The organism is Pseudomonas sp. SDO5215_S409 (genome assembly GCF_054071325.1).
Window position 1 is genome coordinate 25,256 of record NZ_JBSVWN010000050.1, and the last position, 23,101, is coordinate 48,356.

Genomic DNA, 23,101 nt, shown 5'->3' on the forward strand with positions numbered 1-23,101 from the left:
AAAACTTGCTGATTTTTCGAGGAAGTTGAGTTTGTCTCATGTTGCCGCGGGCGACAAGCTCACACCGCCTGGAAATGCAGGCGCGCCAGGGGTTTGTTGATGTTCCCGCGCCAGATCGGCGTAGCCTCACCCCCCGCGGCGCTGCGGGCCTGTTGCCATTTGAGGCCCAGGCGACGTTGCGCGGGCAACTTCAGGTGCGCTTTGGTAAACCCGTCGAACGAGCTGGGCGCTTTCGACTCGTAGTGAAAGTGCGCGTACCACAGCACGGTGGGCGGGTCTTGGCGCAGATCGCGCACTTCGTATTCCTGCATGAAGTCAGGCCGCCCGTCGGCGCGGCGGCCCAGGTCTTCCAGCGCGCCGCTTTTGCGGATGTCGATGAGGGGCTTACCGTCGAGCCGCTGGCCGATCAGGTAATCCAGATAGCCTTCGGTGGGCGTCTGGCTGGCCAGCGACTGGTTGATGCGCAGCAAGCGCCCGCGTTCGCGCAAGGCCAGGGCCTGTTGGCGCAACTGGCGCACCATCGCCGCGTCGCCGTTCAAGGCCTCGATGTGGACGGCTTGCAGGTCGAGGGCGTCGGCTTCGCTGGTCATCATGAACTCCAGGTCGGCAGGGAACATGTTGCGCTGGGCATAACCGTGCACTTTGGCCTGATGCGCCGCCAGGTTGCCCAGGCGCCCCCGCGCTTCGTTGATCACCTCGCCCAATTGGCGTGGCGCCGGTTGCCACGGCACTAGCGTCACCTCACCCACCCGATGGAATTTGCCATTGCTGCCTTGCTCCCACACCTGCTCCTCACCGCGCCCGCCAGTGACCGTATAGCGCCGCGTCTGGGTGCCGGGCGCGGTGCTGGCCTCGCCGATCAGCAGCAGGTTGTCCTCGGTTTCAAAGATGCGCCGGCTGCTGGTGCCCGGTGTCTTGGGCGACACGCTGGTCATCGTGTGCTCGGCGCGCGCGCGCAGGATGTCGAGTTGCTGGTGCATCAGCGCTACGTAGGTGTCGTCGAAATGCTGCGCCACGCTGGCCGACCAGCTGTTGAGGTGGCGTTGATAGGCGACGTAGACGTCGATGCAGTACTGCAAAATCCGGTTGCGCTGGCCCGGGCTGGGGCTGACCTCGCGCAGGTGGACGTGCAGATACAGTGCGCGCAGCAGGTCGCTTTCGGCATTTTTCAGCGGGCCTTGCAGGTAGTGCCAGGCGATATCGTGGCCGGGTTTGCGCTGGGTGATGAGGTCGGTCAGGGCCAGGGTCTGGATGCGTGCGCGCTCAAGTTCGGTGGTGCGCCGGTTGATCACCTCGGCGGTCCGGGTCAGTTGACTGCGGTTGGCGCCTTGCACACGGGGCATCCATTCATTCATCAGGTGTATGGAGAGATCGGCCCGCTGGTAGTTCTCGAAAATCTGCACCTGCAACCGGCGAATGTCGGCCCGCAAGGCCTGGCGTGCGGCGGTCTGCTCATAGGGCAGGGCGCTCAGGCGGGCCTCGGCGGCGCTGATCTGCTGGATCAGGCTGATCTCTTTGTGCAGGCTGAACTGCACCTGGAACTGCGCGCACTGGCACACGTCTTCGGCGGCATCGCTGCGGGCCTTGCGCAGGATCTGCGAACGGTTACCGCGCAGGTAGGGGGTGATTTTGTGAAAGTCTTCGTCGATGTTTTTCGCCTGGGCGGTGAGCGTGTCCATGGCGCGCTCAAGCTCGGGGATCACGCTTAGGTCGTCGGCGTGGTAGCGCGCCAGCAAGCGGTTGATCTGCTCGGCGCTGTGGTTGATCCGGCGATGTTCGCTCTTGATGCGAGCCATGAGGGTTTGCTGTTGACGCCAGGCGTGGTCGGTCCACCAGCGCGGCAGCCAGTCACGCAAGGGCGCGGTCCAGGGGGCCAGCCGGTCGGCCAGGTGTCCGGCCACGTTGCCGCCGCCCGCCAGGCCGCCTTCCACCAGCGTGCCATACAGGGCGCCGTGGGTGTCCCACTGGCCGCTGGCATCCAGGGCCACAGGTTGCTTGTACTGGCGGGTGCGCGTGCCGCTCAGGCGCAGGGTGTGGTAGGTCTTGTCGTATTCCACCTGGTAGATCCGCCCTTGGCTGAGGATGAAATCACCGCGGGCATGGCGGTACACCTGCCGGTAGAGGCCATGGCTGGAAGGCTCCACACCGGCCAGCGACAGCGGTTGCTCATAGGCGTAACCGTCGAAGCGCTCGCGTACGCCCCGGGGGGTACGGTGCGGCAAAAATCGGCTCAACGCCGACTGGGCCGCGGGCCGGGCGAGCTGGCGCAGGCGGGTCAACTGGCGGGCCGATTGGGCGGGTGCCAGCGCGGGCACCACGTCCATGGCGGCAAACAGCAGTGAGTCGAACACCGAGGCCAGCGCTTGCACCCCGTGGTATGTGTCGCCACGGGCAAACGCGTCGACGGCGGCCGCCAGGTGGGTGACGCCGTCGTACAGGTTCACGGCCGTGCCAATGACCGGCACGAACCCCAGCGCCAGCTTGATGCCGTTGAACAGGTGGCCGCTGCGCAGGGCGTAGTGTTCCTGTGCCAGGTCGGCATTGGAGCGCGACTGGTTGCGATGCGCCTCGATCAATCGGCCCATCTGGGTGTTGAGCAAATGCGCGGCCAGTGAGGTGGTGGCTGGCCACGCAAAGCCGCTGCCGATGACGCCGTCGAAGCGTTTTTGCACGGCCTGGCCCAGGCGCGAGCGATGGCGGTCGATATCGCCCTGCAAGGCTTGCCCGGCCAGGTAGTCGACCATGGTGTCCAGGCTGCACAGGTCGAACAGGGCCTTGCGGGCCGTCTCCAGGTTGACGTACGGCCGCAGGTGGCGCCCGTCGGGTGCGTCAGGCAGGTAGAGCAGGGTCTGGCCGCTCTGTTGGTCCTCGATAAAAGTGATGCCCATCAGCGTGACTGGGCCGTCGTCGGCCGCCAGGTGGGCGGGCAGCAGGCGAATGCGCGCCCAGGCCTTGGCGGTCGTGGCGTCGATGGCGATGTTTAAGATGCGCAGGGCGTCTGCGTCGATATGGTGTTGCAGCAGCGCACATTCGCCTTGCAGTTGCAGGGTCAGGCGCCAGGGGTGCAGCAGGCATTCGTGGCGGTATTGCTGCTGGAACAGGGTTTCTTGCGCAAAGCCTTTGAAGGTGGCGTGAATCAGCTGTTGGTAGGTGCGCGCCACGTCCAGGTCGCGCACCAGGTTGACCAGGTAGGTGCCGGTGATGCCTGCCTTGAGCGCGGCGCGGTCATGCTCGGTGTCGGCCCGGATGTGAGTGCTCATAAAGCCCAGGCGCAGGCTCACGCCGGGGCTCAGGTTCATCAGCGCAAGGGCTTCCAATGACAAGCTGCTGCGTGCTTCGCTCGGCACATCCACCTGTTTGATCGGGGTGCCCGGTGCCGCGCCCGCGATCGGGTGCGGGCGCTGTTCGACCGAGTCGGGCAGTTCCAGGCGCACGCTGAAAGGGCCCTCGAGGGTGAAGTCTTTGCGCAGGCGTTTGTCGATTTGCAGCCTGACGTAGTCGTCCCGCAGCGGCAGCGAGCGTTCGATCAAGGTGTGTGCCTGTTGCAGCGCGGGCGGGTAGGCCTGCATCAGCACCTTGAGGCGCACGTGTCGCGCGTCGGGTTTTTTCTCCAGCCAGGTGGGCAGTTGCAGGGCCAATTGGCTGCTGTTGTGCTGCTCGAGAAGGTGCAGGAACGCCGCGTCGCGGGCTTCGTTGAGGGGCACCAGCAGCGTGTCGAGGGTCTTGAGGCGTAGCGCCTGCAACGCCTGTGGCTGCTGTGGGAGGGGCGTGTTGGAACGCAGGGTGGCGGCCTGTTCGTCGAAGGCGTGTTGCTGCAGTTGCAGGCTGTAGTCGAACGGATCGTCGCTGAGCGGCTTGAGCTGCACCGCCAGGGAGGCTGCGTCAGCGCCGCCGAGCAGCCAAAGGTCCAGGGCCTGGCGGGAGGCAAAGCGCTGCAGCAGCCCGGCGCTGCCGGGCCAATACAGCAGCAGGCTGTCTTGCGCGGCGTCGGCGGCCGTGATGACCAGTGGGCCCTTGAGTTCGGTGGTGGTCACGGTGGTGGTCGCATCGTGTTGCTGGGTGAGGGTCAGGAGTACGGCCGCCACGGTTGCCGCCTGTACGGGGACGGTGAGGGCTGCCTGCACCCGGTCCCGCTCTTGGGGGCTGATCTGCTGAAGCTGCGCTTGCAGCTCGGCCTCGGCGCGCAACCCTTCGCGCCGGGCGTGATAAAGCGCGGTGTATTGCGTGTTGAGGGTGTGCGTGTCGAGTGGCCTGCGCTCCAGCAACGCATTGGCGGCGAGCCGGGCCGCCTGTTGCTGGGTTTTCAGGGCATCGCGTGAGTGTTTGAGGGCCGCCACGGCGTGGGGATCGAGGCGTTCGAGGGCCGCCAGTTGCTGCAGGATCAAGGCCTTGCGGTGGCTGGCGGGTAGCGCTTGGCTGAGCAGGCCGCTGGCGGGGGCGTCGAGGTTTTCCTCGGTGTGGGCTTCCAGCGCGGCGGGCAGCGAGAGCCAATCGGCGGCTTGGCGTTGGCGCGCCAGTTCATCGCTGGCGAGCAGGGCAAACACGCCGTCCTCGGCGAGGTCGGCCGTGCCGTTGGGGGTCACGGCGCAGTGGTATTGGGCGTCGGCCAGTTGCACCAGCCATTGGGTGACGCCGTTGCCCAGCACGCTGGTGTGTTGGGTGTAATGCACGGCGGCCTGGGGGTCGACCTCGCCAAACAACCGTTGCTGATGGTCGAGCACCCAGCGCTCCAGGGCGGTTCGCTGGGTGAACACTTGCCACGCCGGGTCAATGAAGGGCACATACAGCAACTGGCTGACCGGCTCGTCACTGTCCAGGGTGATGACCCACGCACCTCGCAGTTGCTGGTGGGTGCCGTCGGCGCGGGCCAGCGAAAGCTGTTCCACAAACAGGGCCTGGCCGTTGTGCTTGAGCTCGCCGCCGGGTGGGTCGAGCAATACGAACAGCGGTTTGAGCGGTTCGGCGCGTTCCGGGTTGCGGGCTTCGACCAGGTGGGCCGAGGCCTCGAAGTGCGTGGTGTACAGCTGCATCGCCTGGCTGCGCCGGGACTCGCTGGTGCCGGGCGCACGTGCCGTCCAATAGTCATTCCAGCCGTCGCTGATCGCCTGGGGCAGCGCCAGCTGCTTGAGGGTTTCCAGCAGCGCGGGCAGGGACAAGTCGGCCAACCGATGGCCTGCGGGCATCTGGTTGAGTTCGCCCGGGGGCAGGGCGGCGGTGTCGGTGCCTGGGTGTTGCAGCAAAAACGCGCACGCCTCGGTGAGGGACAGGCGGCTGCGCGGGCGCTCATCCTGGGGGAAGAAGTGCACGCCGATCTGTTCGCCGTCCAACCCCAGGCGCTCGGCGAGCAACCGGTTGATCAGGTCGCGCACCGACGGCGTATCGCGCAGCAGCGCGCGCATGGCTTCGCGGCAGTCGTGCAGGCGCTGCCAGGCGGCTAAAAACTGGTTTTCATCCAGGTCCAGAGCGGGGGCTGCGCGCGGCAGGTGATTGAAGGCGGGCAGGGGCAGGTCGGGCATGGCTGTCTCCGAAAAAGGGCAGGCCGGCAGGCGCCGGTATCGCCCCATTGAACGCATTCATGCGCGGCGCCAGGCGTTACATGCTTAGCCTGTGACCACTGGGCAGACTTCATCAAACTGTCACGCAACTGTGGCAGCGCGCTTTAAAAAACTTCATCAGACTCGCGCTCTACTGGGGTTCTGCGTTTCGGTGTTTTTCATGCGTGTGTTGCTTTTACTGGCCGCTTTGGTGTTCGGCCTGCCGTCTTTTGCGGCGTCTCGATGTGATGTCAATGTCCCGACCGAGCGAGTGGATCTGGACCAGGTCAGCCTGGCGTACCAGAGCATTGGCCGTGCCGCTGACCCGGCGATCGTGCTGGTGATGGGCCTGGGCGGGCAACTGATTCACTGGCCGGACGAGGTGGTGGTCGCCCTGTGTCAGCAGGGGTTCCGGGTGATTCGTTACGACAATCGCGACGTGGGGTTGTCCACCTGGCGCCAGGCGCCCGCCAGCGCCAACCTCACCTTTGAAGTGCTGCGCTACAAGCTCGGCCTGCCGGTGGCCGCGCCTTACACCTTGACCGACATGGCCAATGACACGTTGGGGTTGATGGACGCGCTGCACATCCGGCAATTCCATGTGCTGGGCGCGAGCATGGGCGGCATGATCGCCCAGCACCTGGCGGCCATGGCGCCGCAGCGGGTGGAAAGCCTCACGCTGATCATGACCAGTTCCGGCGCCGAAGGCCTGCCGGCGCCCAGTGCCGCGCTGGTGCACCTGTTGTCCCGGCGCAGCGCGCCCAACCGCGAGGTGGCGCTGGAGCAGCAGGCGGACTTGCTGGCGGCGTTGGGCAGCCCGTATGTGAAGGACGATCGCCAGATGCTGTTGCACCAGGCGGCGGTGGCCTACGACCGGGCGTTCAACCCCGAGGGCGTGAAGCGCCAGATCATGGCGATCCTGGCCGAGCCGAGCCGCGTGCCGTTGCTCAATCAACTGCACGTACCGACGCTGGTGGTGCACGGCACGGCCGACCCGTTGTTGCCGGTGATGCACGGTGTGCACCTGGCGGCGCATATCCAGGGCAGCCAGTTGAAGCTGATTCCGGGCCTGGCCCACCGGTTTCAAGAGGCGTTCAAGGCGCCGTTACTGGCGGCGGTATTGCCTTACCTGCAAGCCCAGCGCGAAGACGCGGCGCACTTGGCGCAGTTGGACACGGTGGCGGCCGCGAAGGTGCTGTAAGGGTGTATCGTGGCCACTTTGTGGCGCGTTTTGCCTGCGAGGTGACCTTCTATGAGTACTGCCCTTAAAATCGATTTTGTCAGCGACGTCTCCTGCCCCTGGTGCGTCATCGGCCTGCGCGGCCTCACCGAAGCCCTGGACCAACTGGGCGCCGAGGTGCAGGCCGAGATCCACTTCCAGCCGTTTGAACTCAACCCAGACATGCCCGCCGAAGGGCAGAACATCACCGAACACATCACCGAAAAATACGGCTCCACGGCCGAACAGTCCCAAGCCAACCGCGCACGTATCCGCGACATGGGCGCCGCGTTGGGGTTTGCCTTTCGCACCGACGGGCAAAGCCGCATCTACAACACGTTTGACGCGCACCGCTTGTTGCATTGGGCCGGGCTTGAGGGCTTGCAGTACAACCTCAAGGAGGCGCTGTTCAAGGCGTATTTCACCGATCAACAGAACCCGTCCGACGCCGCGACGCTGGCGTCGATCGCCGAAGGCGTAGGGCTGGACCGTGCGCGGGCCGAAGCCATCCTGGCCTCGGATGAATACAGCGCCGCGGTGCGTGAGCAAGAGCAGCTGTGGCTGTCGCGTGGGGTGAGTTCGGTGCCGACGATCGTGTTCAACGACCAATACGCGGTCAGTGGCGGGCAACCGGCTGAAGCGTTTGTGGGGGCGATTCGGCAGATTATCAGCGAGGCCAGGGGCTGACGCGGGGCCTGCGACGCTGTCGCAGGCAAGCCCGCTCCCACGGGCTGTTGGCCGAAAGGCGCGCGGCGGTCAGTCGAATTTGTAGCTGATCGCCGTTTGCACTTGGGTCTGGTTCACTTCGCCGGTCTGTTTGACGAGGCTGCTGTCTGCCGCCGAGCCCACCAGGTGGACCCAACTGGCGCTGGTCAGCAGTGACCATTTGGCGGCCAGCGGGAATTCAAAACTCTGGGTGAACGTCACGTTCTGGAAGCCGCCGCTGGCGTTGTAGGGGCGATAGCCCGAGGCGGCGGCTTCTTTGTCGTCCACGCCAAAAAAGGCCTGGGTCTGGCGCTGGTCGGCGAAGTGCGCCATCAGGCCGCTGCTGCCGATGATGCCGGCGCCCAACGGGTAGCCCAGCTCGCCACCGAGCTTGCCCAGCACGCCACTTTGATCACGTGACCCACCCACCGACTGGCCCAGTTGCGCGTAGACGCGCCAGAACTCGGCCGGTGCGTATTGGATGAAGCCGCCCACTTCGGCGGTGTCCGATACGTCGCGCAAACCGCGTAGCGAGCGGTCGGCGGTACGCCCCGGCAGGTAGTTGAGGTAAGGCCCGGCGGTAAGGCCGTGGGTGTTGAGGGCGCTCCAGGTCAGGCCGTCGTCGGTGTCGAGGCTGACGTTGCCCCAGTCCAGATCGAAATAGGGGATGGGCCGTGTTTCGTAGCGGCTGCCGGTGGGGTCATGGGGTTGATAGCTGACGCCCGCGCCGACGTCCCCCGTCAGGCCGTCGGCCAAGGCGGGCGCTGAAGCGCCGCACAGGCCAAAAAGACCCGCCAACAACGCGCAAGTGATCCTGAGCATGGACACTGTTCCTTGATTGAATAGGCGCGCATGAACGCGCAAACCGCAGGCTCCACGCAAGCACTCATCTTGTTTGTAGCGAGCTACAAAAAATGTAGGTTGCGCGCTGCGTTTTACCTCGCACATCCCTGAAAACCCCCGCCCCGCTGGGCTTTAGCCGCTTGGCACAGTCTCTGCAATTGCCCCTTCTGTCAGCGCCCCGGCGCGTTTTTTCAAGACCTCCACCTCAAGGTAAGGCAAATGATTCAGTGGCATATCGTGTGTGATTTCGACGGGACGATTACGCCCACCGACGTCATCGACAATGTTCTCCAACGCTTCGCCGGCCCCGAGTGGGAAGTCATCGAGCAGCAATGGCTGGACGGGCACATCGGCTCACGCGAATGCCTGAGCCGCCAACTGGCGCTCATCAAGGCCACCCCGACCCAGTTGCTGGAATATTTCGACAGCGTCGAGATCGACCCCGACTTCCCGGACTTCGTCGACCACGTGCTGGGCCTGGGCGCGTCCCTCGAAGTGGTCAGCGACGGCATCGAGCAAGGCATCGCGCGGATCCTGTCGCGCAACTACGTGACGCTGCTGCCGATCCTCGCCAACCGCTTGCGCCAGGTCGACCAGAACAGCTGGCGCATCGACTTCCCGCATGCGAGCGACGCCTGCCGCGCCGCGTCCGGCAACTGCAAATGCAAGTCCGTGCCGGGCAACAAGCGCGTGCTGGTGATCGGTGACGGCAAGTCGGACATGTGCGTGGCGTCCACCGCCGATTTCGTCTTCGCCAAGGGCAGCCTCGCCCGGTACTGCGAAGCCAACCACCTCCCGCACCTGCGGTTCGACAGCTTTGCCGAACTGCCTGCGTTGCTGGCCAAACTGCCTCAGGGCATCGCCGCCAACGCCACTTCCTTCACGACGTCTAATGACACTCAGGACCTTTTTCATCATGTCTGATTTGCGTATCGCGACCCCGCAAGACCAAGTGCTTCTGGATAAAGAAGCCAAGTACTGCTCCTACGGCGACACCGTTCACTACATCGAGCCGCCGCGTATTTTCAGCCGCTGCGAAGGCTCCTATGTGTGGGACACCGAAGACCAGGCCTACCTGGACCTGCAAATGTGGTACTCGGCCGTCAACTTCGGCTACGCCAACCCGCGCCTGAACAACGCGCTCAAGCAGCAGATCGACACCCTGCCGCAAATCGCCAGCCAGTACCTGCACAAAGGCAAGATCGAGCTGTCGGAAATGATCGCGGTCGATGCCAAGAAAAAATTCGGCCTGGACGGGCGCGTGCACTTCAACGTGGGCGGTTCGCAGTCCATCGAAGACTCCCTGAAAGTGGTGCGCAACGCCTCCAACGGCAAGAGCCTGATGTTCGCCTTTGAAGGCGGTTACCACGGCCGTACGCTGGGCGCGTCCTCGATCACCTCCAGCTATCGCTACCGTCGCCGCTACGGCCACTTTGGCGAGCGTGCGCAGTTCATCCCGTTCCCGTACCACTTCCGTGGCCCCAAAGGCATGACCAAGGAAGAGTACGGCAGCTACTGCGTGAAGCAATTCGCCCGCCTGTTCGAAACCGAATACAACGGCGTGTGGGACCCGAAAGTCGGTAGCAGCGAATACGCCGCGTTCTACGTCGAGCCGATCCAGGGCACCGGCGGCTACGTGATTCCGCCGATGAACTTTTACCGCGAACTCAAGCAGGTGCTGGATCAGCACGGCATTCTGATGGTGTCCGACGAAATCCAGATGGGCTTCTACCGCACCGGCAAACTGTGGTCCATCGAGCACTTTGACGTGCAGCCAGACGTGATCGTCTTCGGCAAGGCGTTGACCAACGGCCTGAACCCGCTGGGCGGTATCTGGGCCCGCGAAGAGCTGATCAACCCGAAGATCTTCCCGCCAGGCTCCACGCACTCCACGTTCGCCTCCAACCCGCTGGGCACGGCGGTGGGCCTGGAAATGTTCAAGATGACCAGCGAAGTCGACTACGGCGCGATGGTCATGGCCAAGGGCAAATACTTCCTGGAAGGCCTGCAAGACCTGCAAAAGCGTTTCCCGATCGTGGGCGACGTCGACGGCCTAGGCCTGGCCCTGCGCTGCGAGATCTGCACCGCTGACGGCTTCACCCCGGACAAAGCCACCCTGGACTACATGGTGGAGGAAGGCATGAAGGGCGACATGCTCGTCGACGGCCAGAAACTGGGCTTGATCCTGGACGTGGGCGGTTACTACAAAAACGTGATCACCCTGGCCCCGTCGCTGGAGATCAGCTACCCGGAAATCGACCTGGGCCTGAAGCTGCTCGAGCAACTGCTTGTGCGGGCGACCCTCCGGTGAGCCTTGCCGAGATCGACCTGGGCGAAGGCGGTGCGGGGTTCGTGCTCGGCGAAGGTCCCGTGGGTGTGCTGTTGATTCACGGCCTCACGGGCACCCCGACGGAACTGCGTCGCGTGGCCCAGGGCATCGCCAAGGCCGGTAACTGCACGGTGTATGTGCCCACTTTGGTGGGGCACTGCAAAGGCCGTCGCGAGCTGGAAGAAACGGTGTGGCGCGACTGGTACGCGGGGTTGCGCAAGACCTTCGACGGGATCTGCCAACGCCACCGGCAGGTGTTTGTCGGGGGCCTGTCCATGGGCGCGGTCATGTCCATGTATATCGCCTCCGAGTGCCCGGAAAAAGTGACAGGCCTGTTGATGTACTCAACGACCTTGCGCTACGACGGCTGGAATATCCACAAGCTGGCGTTTCTCACGCCACTGGTGCTCAAGCTGCCGTTCGGCACACGCATCTGCGACTTTGAAGAACAGCCGCCCTATGGCATCAAGAACGAGCGTTTGCGTGCGATTGTCGAACGGCAGATGAAGGCGGGCGAAAGTGACAACGCCGGGCTCTTCACCATGCCGGGCGTGACGGTGCGCGAGCTGCGCAGGCTCAATGCCGTGGTCAAGAAACGCATGCCCGCGATCCAGACGCCGACCCTGGTGGTGCACTCCATCGAGGACGACATCACCAGCCGCTGGAACGCCGATTACGTAGAGCGGCGCCTGGGCGGGCCGGTGACCAAGGTCTTGCTCGACAACTGCTACCACATGATCACGGTTGACCTGCAATACCCGCGCGTGATCGACACGAGCGTCGCGTTCATCGGGCAACTGGCCGCCGTCAACGAGGACGCTCAAGACTACCGCCAGTTGGCCTGAGCGCAAGGAAGCAACGTGATAACCGCCCAAGCCTTTTCGAGTATCCGGGGTATCGAGCGCCATGCCTGGAACGACTGTTTTCCCGGTGCCCTGGAGGATTGGGACTATTACGTGGCCGTGGAAAACGCCGCTGTCGATGATTTTCAGTGGCGTTACCTGGCCGTGTTCGACGATCAAACGCTGGTGGCCGTGGCCACCGCGTTCATCACTCATTACCGACTCGACACCACGGTGTCGGGCAGCATCAAGCGCCTGACCGAACGCCTGGCCCGCCTGTGGCCGGGCGCGTTGCGGTTGGGGCTGTATGCCATTGGCTCGCCCGTGGCCGAGCGTTGCGACGCGGGCGTGGCCAGCCACATTGCGGCCCAGCAGCGCCCGGCGCTGCTGGCGCAACTGCTGGCGGCCGCGCGTGACGATGCCGACCGTTTTGGTATCGGCCTGGTGGCGGTCAAGGACGCCCCCACCGGCGACCCGCACTGGGCCGACAGTTGCCGCACGGCGGGTTTTCAGAGCATGCCCGGTTTGCCCACGGGCAGATTGGCGCTGCCCTTTGGTTCGGTGGAGGCTTACCTGGGCTCGCTGGATAAATCCACGCGCAAGGCGTTGCGGCGCAAGCTGCGCACCCCGAACCCGCAGGTGGAGTGGCGGCGCAATATCGACGACGTACTGCCCCAGGTCATGCGTCTCTATGAGGGCACGCGCGAGCAAGCCGATTTGCAGTTTGAACGCCTGCCTGCGCGTTATTTCACCCAAATTCTCGAGCGTCTGGAGGGGCGCGCCGTGTGTGTCCTGTATTGGGTGGACAAGCAACTGGTGGCGTTCAACCTGATGCTGGTGAACGAGGAGCGCTTGATCGATAAATTTTTCGGGCATGACAGCCAGTACCGTCACGCCTACAGTCTGTACTTTCGCAGTTGGTTGACCCATGTGGACTACTGCATCAGGCACGGCATTGGCGTGTATGAATGCGGCCAGTCCGGTTATGCGGACACCTTGCGACTGGGGTGTGAATTCCAGGCCAACAGCCTGTTCTTCCGCCACCGTAGCTGGTGGGTCAACACCGTGCTTAAAGTAGTAAAAGTGTTTTTACGACCGGACCGATCCGACCCTGCCATGGCTGCTGCGATAAGCGAAACCTGATGATCACCAAGACCCGCCCGAAAGCCCGCCCCTTTGCCATCTCGCGCTGGAGCGTCCAGCGCAAGCTGGTGCTGGCCTTCTGGCTAGTCAGCGTCATTCCAACGATGATCGCGGCCGAGCTGGCGGCGACCACGCTGTCGCAGATTTTCGACAGCAACGTGCGGATCTGGCTGCAAGAGTCGACCAAGATCGTCAAGGACGAAATTGGCGACATCCTTCACGACAACGCCCGGATGGCCCAACTGTTTTTGCGCTACACCACGCCACCCTCGTCACGCCTGGCCGCCAAGCATGACCGTCTGACCGCCGACATTGCCGCCGCCACCGACATTGACGTGGTGGCGCTGATCCGCAGCAGCGACCAGAAAATCATGTTCAGCACCGCTGGCGACGAGATCGTCAAGCAAATCAGCCTGGCCAGTAATGCGGTGTTGCAGACCATCCAGGTGGCCGGTGTCAGCACGGGGGTGGTGGTGTCCACGTTTGAAACCACCCAGGACGGTGTCGACTACCAACTGCTGGTGGCCACCTACCTGGACAGCAGTTTCCTGACCAGCGTTGCCGAGGTGCATTCCCTGGACCTGCGCCTTTATTTAGGCAACCCCAGCGGGTTTTCCGAGATTTTCTCGACCCAGCGCTTTGTGGACCACCCCACGCAGGTCCCCAAGGAGGTCGAAGCGGCCTTGCGCAGCACCCGCCAGCCCAGCGAGCAGTTCACCCGCAACTACAGCGGCTTGTACTGGCCGATCTTCAATGACGCTGGCGAGTTGCAGGGCGTGATTTTCAGCGGCCTGCTGCGCCATAGCAGCCTGGTGGGGCTGGTGAACCAGAGCAATCTGTTCGTGCTGATTTTCGTGCTCAGTTCGGCGTTGTCGCTGGGGGCCGGGGTGCTGGTGTCCCGACGCCTGACCCGGCCGTTGCGCGATTTGTCCCAGGGCGTGAGCGCGGTGATCTCCGGCAATTACCACCACCGTGTGACGGTGAGCGGAGGCGACGAGCTGGCGCAATTGAGCAGTACGTTCAACCACATGACTGAACGCCTGGGCGAGTTGCATCACCTGGAAGCGCAACTGCGCCGCCGCGACCGCCTGCATGCGGTGGGTGAAGTCGCCATGGGCCTGGCCCACGAGATCCGCAACCCGCTGGGCATCATCAAGACCGCCACGCAGCTGTTGCACCGCCGCGCCGACCTTGCGCAAAACGACAAGCGCCACCTGGAGTACGTGATCAGCGAGGTCAGCCGCATCAACGACCTGATCACCGAATTCCTCGATTTTGCCAAGCCCAGCGCGCCGCTGCGCACCCAGCAGCCGGTGCGGCCGCTGGTGGAGGAAATCCTCGGGTTTTGCGGCCCGCAACTGTGTACCCACAATATTGATGCACACATCGATGACCAGGCTCCTGGCGCAACGATCTACGCCGATGCCAAGCAGCTTCGGCAGGCGTGCCTCAACCTGATTCTCAATGCCATCGACGCCATGCCCGGCGGCGGGCGCCTGACCCTGGGCATCCAAGCGGTGGAGCCCTACACCCTGATCAGCATCGCCGACACGGGGCAGGGCATCGCCGCAGACATGATCGAGCGGATCTTCACGCCATTCGTCACCACCAAGGCGTCGGGCACGGGCCTGGGGCTGGCCAAAGTGTTCTCGATCATGGAGAGTCACGACGGCAGCATTGAATGTGTCAGCGAGAAAGATGCCGGCGCCACCTTCAGCCTGTACATTCCGGCCCACGGTGAGGACGACGGCGATGATGAGGAAGGTCATGACGCATAACGTATTGGTGGTCGACGACGAGCCCAAACTGTGCGATTTGCTGGCGTCGGCGTTGAGTCAGGCCCACATTCGGGTGTTCACCGCCGGGGACGGCTTGCAGGCACTCAAGGTGCTGGAGCAGGAAGACATCGATCTGCTGATCAGCGACTGGCGCATGCCCGGCATGGACGGGCCCACCTTGCTGGCCGAAGTCAAAGTGCGCTATCCCCAGGTCCCGGTGATCGTGATGACGGCCTACAGCACGGTGAAAAACGCCGTGCAGTCGATGCGCAACGGTGCGTACGACTACATCGCCAAGCCCTTTGATATCGACGAGCTGGACATCACGGTGGCCAAGGCGCTGCAGTTTCGTGACATCCTGCGCGACAACGCGCGTCTGCGCGCCGAACTCGACGAGCACGCCCAATTCGACAGCCTGGTGGGCGACAGCCCGGCCTTTCGCCAGGTGTTGCAGGCAGTGGAGGCGGTGCGCGACAGCAGCGCTACCATTTTGCTGACTGGCGAGAGCGGCACCGGCAAGGAAATGGTCGCCCGCGCCATCCACAAACACGGCAACCGCGCCGACAAACCGTTTGTGGCCGTCAACTGCGCGGCGATCCCCGAGGGCCTGCTGGAAAGCGAAATGTTCGGCCATCGCAAGGGCGCCTTTACCGGGGCCGTGTCGGATCGCATCGGGCGTTTTCAACAGGCGGACCAGGGCACCTTGTTTCTGGACGAAGTGGGCGATATGCCGCTGGCGTTGCAGGCCAAGATCCTGCGCGCCTTGCAAGAGCGCGTGATCGAGCCGGTGGGCGACCCGCGTGAGCGCAGGGTGGACGTGCGGGTGATTGCCGCCACCAACAAAAACCTGCTGGAAGCGGTGGCCAACAAAGAGTTTCGCGAAGACCTTTATTACCGCCTCAACGTGTTCCCGATCCCGCTGCCGGCCTTGCGCGAGCGCGTCGAGGATATCGCGCCGCTGGCCAGGCATTTTGCCCAGGCCCTGAGCGACACGGCGGGCAAGCGCATCACCGGCTTCAGCCCCGAGGCGTTGCAGGCGATGGCGGCGTATGCATGGCCGGGCAATATCCGAGAGCTGCAAAACTGCGTGGAGCGGGCCACCATCGTGGCGGCCAGTTCGGTGATCGAAGACATCGATTTGCCCGCTTACCTGTTTGCGTCCAAGCCTGAAGACCGCGACGTGACGGCCGCGTTCAGCGAAAACCCGGCAGTGCCCCAAGACCTGGATGCGGCGCTGGCCGAGGTGGAGAAAGCCTACATCACCGCCGCCTTGCAGGAGAGCAACGGGGTGCAGGCCGCGGCGGCGCAGAAGATCGGGATCTCGGAGCGCAGCTTTTGGTATCGGTTGAAGAAGCTCGGGATCCAGGTGGAAAAAATCATCCGCTAGACCCGCTCACTGGCGCGGGCGTCAGCTGTGCAGGCGTACCCAGACGCTGACCAGAACGGTGGCGGCGATGAGCCAGGCGACGGCGGCCACCGCCAGCGAAGCTTCCAGGCGCAGGCGGTCGACCATCACGTACAAGGTCGCCAGGTACACAAAGTATGGAATGATCGACCACATCCCGAACACGATGGTGGTCTTCAGGTCTTCTACCGAGCGGCCCTTGCCGACGATGTAATGGGCAATCAGCGCAAAGGTGGGAAACAGCGGCACCAGCCCTGCGATGTAATAGTTTTTGGTCTTGGCCAACATGGCCAGGATCAGCACCACCGCCGCGCCGATGGCGGCCTTGAGTATCAAGTCCACAGCGGGCTCCTCAGTGGCTCAAACCGTATTTTTTGACCTTGTCGAACAGCGTGGTCTTGGCCATGCCCAGTTCCTGGCTGGCCTGGGTCAGGTTGCCGCCGCTGCGCTGCAAGGCGTCGTTGAGCAGGTTGCGTTCAAAGGCTTCCACCGCTTCGGTAAAGGCCAGGCCGTGGTTGCTGCCCCCGGCGCCGGTTTTCTTGAACGCCGGCAGGCCCAGGGCGAAGCGTTCGGCGACGTTGCGCAGCTCACGCACGTTGCCCGGCCAGTCGTGGCTCATGAGGCTGGAGACGGTCTGGTTGTCCAGCTCCGGCGCGGTGCGGTCAAAGCGCAGTGATGACTGCTGCAGGAAATGCTCGAACAGCTGCAGGATGTCTTCGCGGCGCTCGCGCAGCGGCGGCAGTTCCAGGGTGACGACGTTGAGGCGGTAATACAGGTCGCTGCGAAACTGGTTGGCGCGGCCCAGCTCGTCCAGGTCCGATTTGGTGGCGGCGATCACCCGGCAATCCACCGCCACGCTCTGGTTGGAGCCCAGGCGCTCCAGGGTGCGCTCCTGCAACACCCGCAGCAGTTTAATCTGCAGGTTCATGGGCATGCTTTCCACTTCGTCGAGAAACAGCGTGCCTTCGTGGGCATGCTCGATCTTGCCGATGCGGCGTTTGCCCGCGCCGGTAAACGCGTTGGCTTCATGGCCGAAGATTTCGCTTTCAAACAGGTTTTCTGGCAGGCCGCCGCAGTTGAGTGCGACGAACTGGTGGGACTGGCGGCGGCTGAAGTCGTGCAGGCAGCGGGCGACCAGTTCCTTGCCGGTGCCGGTTTCGCCTTCGATCAGCACATTGGCCGAGGTGTCGGCGACGTTGGCGATCAGTTCGCGCAGGTTTTGCATGGCTGGCGAGCGGCCGATGATGCGGCCTTCCAGCGAGTTGCGCTCGGCCAGTTGTCGGCGCAACGCCCAGACTTCCCGCGCCAGCGCGCGCTGTTCCAGGGCGCGGCGGACCACGTCGACCAGGCGTTCGGGGGAGAAGGGTTTTTCCATGAAGTCATAGGCGCCGCTGCGCATCGCGCCCACGGCCATGGAAATATCCCCGTGGCCAGTGATCAGCACCACCGGCAGGCTTTTATCCAGGGCCTTGAGGCGGGTGAGCAGTTCCAGGCCGTCGATGCCCGGCAGGCGGATATCGCTGATGACGATCCCGGCGAAGTGTTCGCCGACGCGGGTCAGCGCCTCTTCGGCGCTGCCCACGCCGACGCTGTGGATATCTTCCAGGGCCAGCGCCTGTTGGCAGCCGAGCAGCACATGGGGGTCGTCTTCGACGATCAGGACGGTCAGGTCGTTATTCATTTTGACTCAGCGTGATGAAGGCCAGCCAACGGCAAGCACAGGACAAAGGCAGTACCCCCGGTGGCGGGGTGTTCCACGGCAAGGTTGCCGCCGGTCGCGGCCGCGAGGCTGGCCGACAGCGTCAGGCCCAGCCCCAGGCCCTGTTCACCGGGCTTGGTGGTAAAGAACGGTTCGAACAGGTGCTTGCGTGTCTGGGCGTCGATCCCGTGGCCGTTGTCGCGCACGCGCAGGCGGTATTTGTCCTCGACCGTCTCGCCTTCCAGCCACAGCTGGGGCGCAGGTTGGGCCTGCATGGCGTCCAGGGCGTTGCCGATCAGGTTCACCAGGATCTGTTCGAGGCGGGTCTGGTCGATCTGCAACTGCACGCTGGTGAATTGCCGGTGCAGGCTCAGCGGCAGGCTCTCCACGCGGCTGGCGAGCACTTGCAGCGCGGCGTCCACGGCCTTGCCCAGGCTGGCTTCGCCGTGATCGTCACCGCGCCGGGCAAAGGAGCGCAGGCTGGCGGTGATGCGGCCCATGCGGTCGATCAGGTCGTTGATGGTCTTGAGGTTGGCGCTGGCGGTGTCCAGCGCGCCGCGCTCCAGAAAGCGCACGGTGTTGCCCGACAGGGTGCGCAGGGCGGCCAGCGGCTGGTTCAGCTCGTGGGCGATGCTGGTGGACATCTGGCCGATGGCCGCCAGTTTGCCGGCCTGGATCAGTTCATCCTGGGCGCGGCGCAGGGTTTCTTCGGCCTGGCGCCGTTCGCGGATCTGGCCCTTGAGGCGTTCGTTGCTGGCGCGCAGGTCGCTGGTGCGTTCGGCAATGCGCAGTTCCAGCTGGTTGTTGGCTTCCTGCAGGGCTTCGCGCGCGGCCAGGCGGGTGGCGATGACTTTGCGCCGCTCGTTCCAGGCGATCAGCAAAAAGGCGACCAGGCCAAACACCACCGCCACCAGAATGCCCTGGCTGACGGCCGCCTGGCGCAGGTCGTTGAGCGGGGTGAGCAGGGTGAAGTTCCACGGCGTGTCGCTCAAGGGGCGCGTCTGGGCCAGGTAGGTGACTTCCTTTTCGTCCGCCACCACTTCGCTGTTGGCCGGGAAGGTGAGCTTCTCTGAGGTTTCGTTGAGGCGCTCGCGGTCCAGTGGTTGCAGTTCGTTGAGGGTCGCCCAGTAGTATTGCAGGCTGTGGGCCAGGCGGTCCTTGGTGTCGTCGCTCAAGGGGCGCACGGCCTTGAGGCGCCGCGCCGGGTCGCTGGAGAGGATGATGATGCCGTTCTCGTCGCTGACGAACGCTTCCAGGCGCGCCCGTTGCCAGCGCTCTTCCAGGGCTTCCAGGCGGACCTTGACCACGGCCACGCCGATGATCTTGCCGTGTTCTTCCAGGCCATGGGCCAGGTAATAGCCGGGCTCGCCGTTGGTGCTGCCAATGCCGTAGAACCGCCCCGGCTGGCCGCGTACGGCGCTCTGGAAATAGGCGCGAAAGGACAGGTCTTCGCCCTGGTAACTGTCGGCATCGCGCCAGTTACTGGTGGCCAGCACGCGGCCGGTGGTGTCCATCACGTAAATGGCCCGGCTACGGCTACGCCGGTTCAGGCCTTCAAGGTATTCGTTGACCGTTTTACGGGTGTCGAAGTTGGGGTCGGCCAGCAGCGCTGAAACGCTGGACTCAAGCTCCAGCAGGCTGGGCAGGTAGGTGTATTTGCTGATCTCGCTTTCGACGGTGCGGGCGTGCAGTTCCAGCTGGCGCTCGCCGTTCTCGCCCAGGGTGCGGATGCCGTAGTACTCGCTGATCCAGAAGCCGATGTAACCCAGGCCGATCATCAGCAGCATGATCAGCGGCGGTAGGAACAATTGGCGAATCAGACGAGGCTTCACGGCAAGTGATGGCGGCGGGTCGCGATAGAGGTCGGGGTCGCATTTCATCACAGATGCCTTGGGTCAACCAGTGCAGGGGCAAGCCTGGTCATCACTGCCAGGCTTGCCCGCTACGCATGCAGCGTTGTGCTGCTTAGTGCTGCAGGATTTTCTCGAGGAAGTGCTGGGCGCGTTCGGAGCGGGCGCTGATGTCGCCGAAGAACTCCTCTTTCGGGCAGTCTTCGATGATCTTGCCCGCGTCCATGAAGATCACGCGGTCGGCCACTTTACGGGCAAAGCCCATTTCGTGGGTCACGCACATCATGGTCATGCCTTCGTGGGCCAGTTGCACCATCACGTCGAGCACTTCGTTGACCATTTCCGGGTCTAGGGCCGAAGTGGGTTCGTCGAACAGCATGACGATCGGGTCCATGGCCAACGCACGGGCAATGGCGACACGCTGCTGCTGGCCACCGGACAGCTGGCCCGGGTGCTTGTGGGCATGGGCCGACAGGCCGACGCGGTCGAGCAATTGCAGGCCTTTTTTGGTGGCCTCTTCCTTGCTGCGGCCCAGCACCTTGATCTGTGCGATGGTCAGGTTTTCGGTGATGGTCAGGTGCGGGAACAGCTCGAAGTGCTGGAACACCATGCCCACGCGCGAGCGCAGTTTGGGCAGGTCTGTCTTGGGGGCGGCGATGGAGGTGCCGTCGACCACGATGTCGCCCTTCTGGAAAGGTTCCAGCGCGTTGACGCACTTGATCAGGGTGGATTTGCCCGAGCCGGACGGCCCGCACACCACGATCACTTCGCCTTTTTTAACCTCGGTGCTGCAGTCGGTGAGCACCTGGAAGTCGCCATACCACTTGTTGATGTTCTTGATAGAGATCATACGGCAAACCTTTTTTGCAGACGCTTGACCAGCAGCGAGGCGGAAAAGCTGATGATGAAGTAGACGACACCGGCGAAGATCAGGAACTCGTTGGAGCGGCCGATGATGTCGCCGTTGGAGCGGGCGGAGTTGAGGAAGTCCACCAGGCCCACGGTGTAGACCAGCGAGGTGTCCTGGAACAGGATGATCGACTGTTGCAGCAGCAACGGGGTCATCTTGCGAAACGCCTGCGGCAGGATGATCAGGCGCATGGTCTGGCCATAGGTCATGCCCATCGCCTGGGCGGCGCCCATCTGGCCCTTGGGAATCGACTGCACACCGGCCCGCACGATTTCGCAGAAGTACGCGGCTTCAAACATCATGAAGGCCACGACGCAGGAGGTGAATGCACCGATGGGGGTGTCTTCGCCGGTGATCCAGCGCAACACGAACGGCACCGCCAGGTAGAACCAGGTGATCACCAGCAGCAGTGGGATCGAGCGGAAGTAGTTCACGTAGGCGCCGGCCAGGCGGGCCGCCAGTTTGTTGGACGACAGGCGCATGAGCGCCAGGACCGTCCCCAAGGCGATGCCGCCCACGACGCCCATGATCATCAGTTGCAAGGTCATGAGCATGCCGTTCCACAGGCCTGGCATGGCGGGAATGATGCCGCTGAAATCGAAGTCCATTATTTACCCCCCACGGAGATCAGGCCGGGCACCGCGACTTTCTTCTCGACCAGGCGCATCAGCAGCATCAGGCTCATGTTCAGGGTGAAGTAGATCAGCGTGGCCAGGGTGAAGGCTTCAAACAGGTTGGCCGAGAACTCGGCGGTCTGTTTGGTCTGTGCCAGCAGTTCCATCAAGCCGATCAGGGACGCCACGGAGGAGTTCTTGAACACGTTGAGGAATTCGGAGGTGAGCGGCGGAATGATGATGCGGTAGGCCTGGGGCAGCAGCACGTTCCAGTAGATCTGCGGCAGCTTGAAGCCCATGGCGCGTGCGGCGGATTCCTGGCCGCGCGGGAGCGCCTGGATACCGGTGCGCACTTGTTCGCACACACGGGCTGCGGTGAACAGGCCCAGGCACACGACAACGCTCAGGTAGGCCGAGGTGGTCGGGTTGAGGTCTTGTTTGTACCAGTCCTGCAGGTTTTGCGGCAGCAGGTCGGGCACCAGAAAGTACCAAATGAACAGCTGAACCAGCAGCGGTACGTTACGAAACAGTTCCACGTAGCAGGTCGCGATGCCCGATACGATGCGGTTTGGCACGGTGCGCATGACCCCCAGAATGGAGCCCAGCAACAAGGCGATAATCCATGCCACGACAGCGATGGCGATGGTCCAGCCCAGACCGGCGATGTACCAGTCGAGATAAGTCTCGCTGCCAACGCCGGTGGACTTGAAGAACACGCCCCAGTCCCAGTTGTAATTCATTAGGGTCTCCCCTCGAGATCGATCGATGTACAAGCACCCGCTTGGGGAAGATCCTTTCCCGCCTGGCGGTGAACGCCAGGCACACGCGATCGGCTCGAAAACCGCCAGGTCGAGTGTTCCAAATTAAAGCCAGCAGGTAGTAACAGACGCTTGAGGGAGGGTGGGCTCCCTCAAGCTATTTAAGGTTAGCCAGAAATCAGATTTTTACGTCAGGCGCCGGCTTGTCGCTTGGGTTAGCGATCAGGTCCTTCACCTTGTCGCTCATCGGGAAGTTCAGGTTCAGGCCTTTAGGTGGAACCGGGCTTTCGAACCACTTGCTGTAGATCTTGTTGATTTCGCCGGATTTGTAGAGGGCGACGATGGCGTCATCTACAGCCTTCTTGAAGGCTGGGTCGTCTTTGCGAACCATGCACGCGTAGGCTTCAAAGGACTGTGGAGTGCCGGTGATGACCCAGTCGTCCGGCTTCTTGGCCTTGGCTTCTTCACCTGCCAGCAGGGCGTCGTCCATCATGAAGGCCACAGCGCGGCCGCTTTCGAGCATCTGGAAGGATTCACCGTGGTCCTTGGCAGAGATGACGTTCATGCCCATCTGCTTGTCGGCGTTCATCGCTTTGATGATGCGCTCGGAGGTGGTGCCAGCGGTGGTCACGACGTTTTTGCCTTTAAGGTCGGCAAAGTCGCTGTAGGTCGGTTTGCCGTCCTTGTCTTTCTTGACCAGCAGGCGCGTGCCGATTTCGAAGATGTTGACGGTGAAGTCGACTTGCTGGGCGCGTTCGGCGTTGTTGGTGGTGGAGCCGCACTCGATGTCCGCGGTGCCGTTCTGGATCAGCGGGATACGGGTCTGCGAAGTCACCAGGTTGTACTTGGTCTTCAGGTCGGGCTTGTTCAGGTCTTTTTTCAGGGCTTCAACGATTGCCAGCTGAATGTCGTGGGAGTAGCCCACAGGTTTGCCCGAACCGTCCGCAATGTAGGAAAACGGAATGGAGCTGTCGCGGTGAGCGAGGGTGATAGTGCCGGAGTCGTTGATTTTCTTCAGTGTGCCGGTGAGTTCGGCGGCGAAAACTGGAGTGCTGATCAGAGCAGCAGCGATAGCTGCGCCCAGGATATGGGGAACGATGCGCATCAATACTTCCTCGACATTTGTTTTTTTTATGAAGCCGGCTAGACGGCTCTCTTTTGTACAACGAATGTCCCCGGCGGCTCCTGAGGCGCCCGGGCAATCGACATCGAGTGTAGAGCATGAGTCATGCCATACCTGTTATAAAAGGTTAACTATATGATTTGTAAAGTTATTAATTTTATGTGAAGGGAAATTTTCAGCTATCGGGTCCGGCAAACCGAATGGACCCCACCCCTGCGTTCGGAAAACCGAATGCCACCGGCCCCATAAAAAATCTATGGTCACCCCCATTTTTGCAATACTGATTAACGGTTGGTGTGGTTGGCTTGCTTAAATCTATCCGGCGTCTGTTTGGGGCATGCCCCAGCGC

The 23,101-nt window shown here is 63.1% G+C and carries 17 protein-coding genes; 8 read left to right on the forward strand and 9 right to left on the reverse strand.

Features of this window, described 5'->3' with window-relative positions; all coding sequences use genetic code 11:
• Window positions 1-59: 59 nt before the first annotated feature.
• Entirely contained in the window at window positions 60-5,516 is a 5,457-nt protein-coding gene (locus tag ACW9H9_RS22125) for a dermonecrotic toxin domain-containing protein (protein WP_457345254.1), read from the reverse strand.
• 199 nt (window positions 5,517-5,715) lie between these two features.
• On the opposite strand from ACW9H9_RS22125, the gene ACW9H9_RS22130 reads away from it, so the two are divergent.
• Together ACW9H9_RS22130 and ACW9H9_RS22135 are read left to right on the forward strand one after the other, a co-directional pair.
• Complete coding sequence (locus ACW9H9_RS22130) at window positions 5,716-6,735, forward strand: alpha/beta fold hydrolase (protein ID WP_457345255.1); 1,020 nt, start codon at window positions 5,716-5,718, stop codon at window positions 6,733-6,735.
• Between the two features lie 51 nt (window positions 6,736-6,786).
• Complete coding sequence (locus ACW9H9_RS22135; RefSeq protein ID WP_457345257.1) at window positions 6,787-7,440, forward strand: DsbA family oxidoreductase; 654 nt, start codon at window positions 6,787-6,789, stop codon at window positions 7,438-7,440.
• 69 nt (window positions 7,441-7,509) lie between these two features.
• Here the strand turns inward: ACW9H9_RS22135 and ACW9H9_RS22140 are convergent, their stop codons facing one another.
• Complete coding sequence (locus ACW9H9_RS22140; protein ID WP_457345258.1) at window positions 7,510-8,280, reverse strand: MipA/OmpV family protein; 771 nt, start codon at window positions 8,278-8,280, stop codon at window positions 7,510-7,512.
• A 240-nt stretch (window positions 8,281-8,520) separates the two neighbouring features.
• Here ACW9H9_RS22140 and ACW9H9_RS22145 point away from each other — a divergent pair, with 240 nt between their 5' ends.
• From ACW9H9_RS22145 to ACW9H9_RS22170, 6 genes are read left to right on the forward strand one after another with little or no spacing between them, the layout of a single operon-like run.
• Window positions 8,521-9,225 carry an MtnX-like HAD-IB family phosphatase gene (locus tag ACW9H9_RS22145; RefSeq protein WP_457345259.1) on the forward strand — a complete coding sequence of 235 codons (705 nt, stop codon included), beginning with the start codon at window positions 8,521-8,523 and terminating at the stop codon, window positions 9,223-9,225.
• Window positions 9,218-10,612, forward strand: a complete 1,395-nt coding sequence (locus ACW9H9_RS22150; RefSeq protein WP_457345261.1) for an aspartate aminotransferase family protein — start codon at window positions 9,218-9,220, stop codon at window positions 10,610-10,612. Before ACW9H9_RS22145 ends, ACW9H9_RS22150 begins: the two co-directional genes overlap by 8 nt.
• Window positions 10,609-11,475, forward strand: coding sequence for an alpha/beta hydrolase (locus ACW9H9_RS22155; protein ID WP_457345262.1), 867 nt, complete (start codon window positions 10,609-10,611; stop codon window positions 11,473-11,475). Before ACW9H9_RS22150 ends, ACW9H9_RS22155 begins: the two co-directional genes overlap by 4 nt.
• Before the next feature lie 15 nt (window positions 11,476-11,490).
• Window positions 11,491-12,615: a GNAT family N-acetyltransferase gene (locus tag ACW9H9_RS22160; RefSeq protein WP_457345263.1), complete on the forward strand. Its 1,125-nt coding sequence runs from the start codon at window positions 11,491-11,493 to the stop codon at window positions 12,613-12,615.
• Complete coding sequence (locus tag ACW9H9_RS22165) at window positions 12,615-14,393, forward strand: ATP-binding protein (protein WP_457345265.1); 1,779 nt, start codon at window positions 12,615-12,617, stop codon at window positions 14,391-14,393. The genes ACW9H9_RS22160 and ACW9H9_RS22165 overlap by 1 nt, the downstream gene beginning before the upstream one ends.
• Entirely contained in the window at window positions 14,383-15,780 is a 1,398-nt protein-coding gene (locus ACW9H9_RS22170; RefSeq protein ID WP_457345266.1) for a sigma-54-dependent transcriptional regulator, read from the forward strand. Before ACW9H9_RS22165 ends, ACW9H9_RS22170 begins: the two co-directional genes overlap by 11 nt.
• Before the next feature lie 21 nt (window positions 15,781-15,801).
• Here ACW9H9_RS22170 and ACW9H9_RS22175 read toward each other — a convergent pair whose 3' ends face one another.
• The 7 genes from ACW9H9_RS22175 to ACW9H9_RS22205 all read right to left on the reverse strand — a co-directional run bounded on the left by ACW9H9_RS22175 (window position 15,802) and on the right by ACW9H9_RS22205 (window position 22,734).
• Window positions 15,802-16,131, reverse strand: a complete 330-nt coding sequence (locus ACW9H9_RS22175; RefSeq protein ID WP_457345277.1) for a GlpM family protein — start codon at window positions 16,129-16,131, stop codon at window positions 15,802-15,804.
• A 19-nt stretch (window positions 16,132-16,150) separates the two neighbouring features.
• Complete coding sequence (gene aauR / locus ACW9H9_RS22180; RefSeq protein WP_457345267.1) at window positions 16,151-17,479, reverse strand: two-component response regulator AauR; 1,329 nt, start codon at window positions 17,477-17,479, stop codon at window positions 16,151-16,153.
• Window positions 17,476-19,377 carry a two-component sensor histidine kinase AauS gene (gene aauS / locus ACW9H9_RS22185; protein ID WP_457345268.1) on the reverse strand — a complete coding sequence of 634 codons (1,902 nt, stop codon included), beginning with the start codon at window positions 19,375-19,377 and terminating at the stop codon, window positions 17,476-17,478. Before aauS ends, aauR begins: the two co-directional genes overlap by 4 nt.
• 85 nt (window positions 19,378-19,462) lie before the next feature.
• Complete coding sequence (locus ACW9H9_RS22190) at window positions 19,463-20,197, reverse strand: amino acid ABC transporter ATP-binding protein (protein WP_457345270.1); 735 nt, start codon at window positions 20,195-20,197, stop codon at window positions 19,463-19,465.
• The gene (locus ACW9H9_RS22195) at window positions 20,194-20,865 is read right to left on the reverse strand and encodes an amino acid ABC transporter permease (protein ID WP_457345271.1); all 672 of its coding nucleotides are present in this window, start codon (window positions 20,863-20,865) and stop codon (window positions 20,194-20,196) included. Before ACW9H9_RS22195 ends, ACW9H9_RS22190 begins: the two co-directional genes overlap by 4 nt.
• Complete coding sequence (locus tag ACW9H9_RS22200) at window positions 20,865-21,611, reverse strand: amino acid ABC transporter permease (RefSeq protein WP_457345272.1); 747 nt, start codon at window positions 21,609-21,611, stop codon at window positions 20,865-20,867. The genes ACW9H9_RS22195 and ACW9H9_RS22200 overlap by 1 nt, the downstream gene beginning before the upstream one ends.
• 196 nt (window positions 21,612-21,807) lie before the next feature.
• Window positions 21,808-22,734 carry a glutamate/aspartate ABC transporter substrate-binding protein gene (locus ACW9H9_RS22205; protein WP_457345274.1) on the reverse strand — a complete coding sequence of 309 codons (927 nt, stop codon included), beginning with the start codon at window positions 22,732-22,734 and terminating at the stop codon, window positions 21,808-21,810.
• Window positions 22,735-23,101: the final 367 nt, after the last annotated feature.

Excerpts from the sequence above, each read along its gene's own strand:
- ACW9H9_RS22205 (WP_457345274.1), bottom strand. The coding sequence starts at position 22,734 with ATGCGCATCGTTCCCCATATCCTGGGCGCAGCTATCGCTGCTGCTCTG.
- ACW9H9_RS22140 (WP_457345258.1), bottom strand. The coding sequence starts at position 8,280 with ATGCTCAGGATCACTTGCGCGTTGTTGGCGGGTCTTTTTGGCCTGTGC.
- ACW9H9_RS22125 (WP_457345254.1), bottom strand. The coding sequence starts at position 5,516 with ATGCCCGACCTGCCCCTGCCCGCCTTCAATCACCTGCCGCGCGCAGCC.
- aauR (WP_457345267.1), bottom strand. The coding sequence starts at position 17,479 with ATGAATAACGACCTGACCGTCCTGATCGTCGAAGACGACCCCCATGTG.
- ACW9H9_RS22190 (WP_457345270.1), bottom strand. The coding sequence starts at position 20,197 with ATGATCTCTATCAAGAACATCAACAAGTGGTATGGCGACTTCCAGGTG.
- ACW9H9_RS22200 (WP_457345272.1), bottom strand. The coding sequence starts at position 21,611 with ATGAATTACAACTGGGACTGGGGCGTGTTCTTCAAGTCCACCGGCGTT.
- ACW9H9_RS22195 (WP_457345271.1), bottom strand. The coding sequence starts at position 20,865 with ATGGACTTCGATTTCAGCGGCATCATTCCCGCCATGCCAGGCCTGTGG.
- ACW9H9_RS22165 (WP_457345265.1), top strand. The coding sequence starts at position 12,615 with ATGATCACCAAGACCCGCCCGAAAGCCCGCCCCTTTGCCATCTCGCGC.
- ACW9H9_RS22130 (WP_457345255.1), top strand. The coding sequence starts at position 5,716 with ATGCGTGTGTTGCTTTTACTGGCCGCTTTGGTGTTCGGCCTGCCGTCT.
- ACW9H9_RS22135 (WP_457345257.1), top strand. The coding sequence starts at position 6,787 with ATGAGTACTGCCCTTAAAATCGATTTTGTCAGCGACGTCTCCTGCCCC.
- ACW9H9_RS22170 (WP_457345266.1), top strand. The coding sequence starts at position 14,383 with ATGACGCATAACGTATTGGTGGTCGACGACGAGCCCAAACTGTGCGAT.
- ACW9H9_RS22145 (WP_457345259.1), top strand. The coding sequence starts at position 8,521 with ATGATTCAGTGGCATATCGTGTGTGATTTCGACGGGACGATTACGCCC.
- ACW9H9_RS22150 (WP_457345261.1), top strand. The coding sequence starts at position 9,218 with ATGTCTGATTTGCGTATCGCGACCCCGCAAGACCAAGTGCTTCTGGAT.
- aauS (WP_457345268.1), bottom strand. The coding sequence starts at position 19,377 with ATGAAATGCGACCCCGACCTCTATCGCGACCCGCCGCCATCACTTGCC.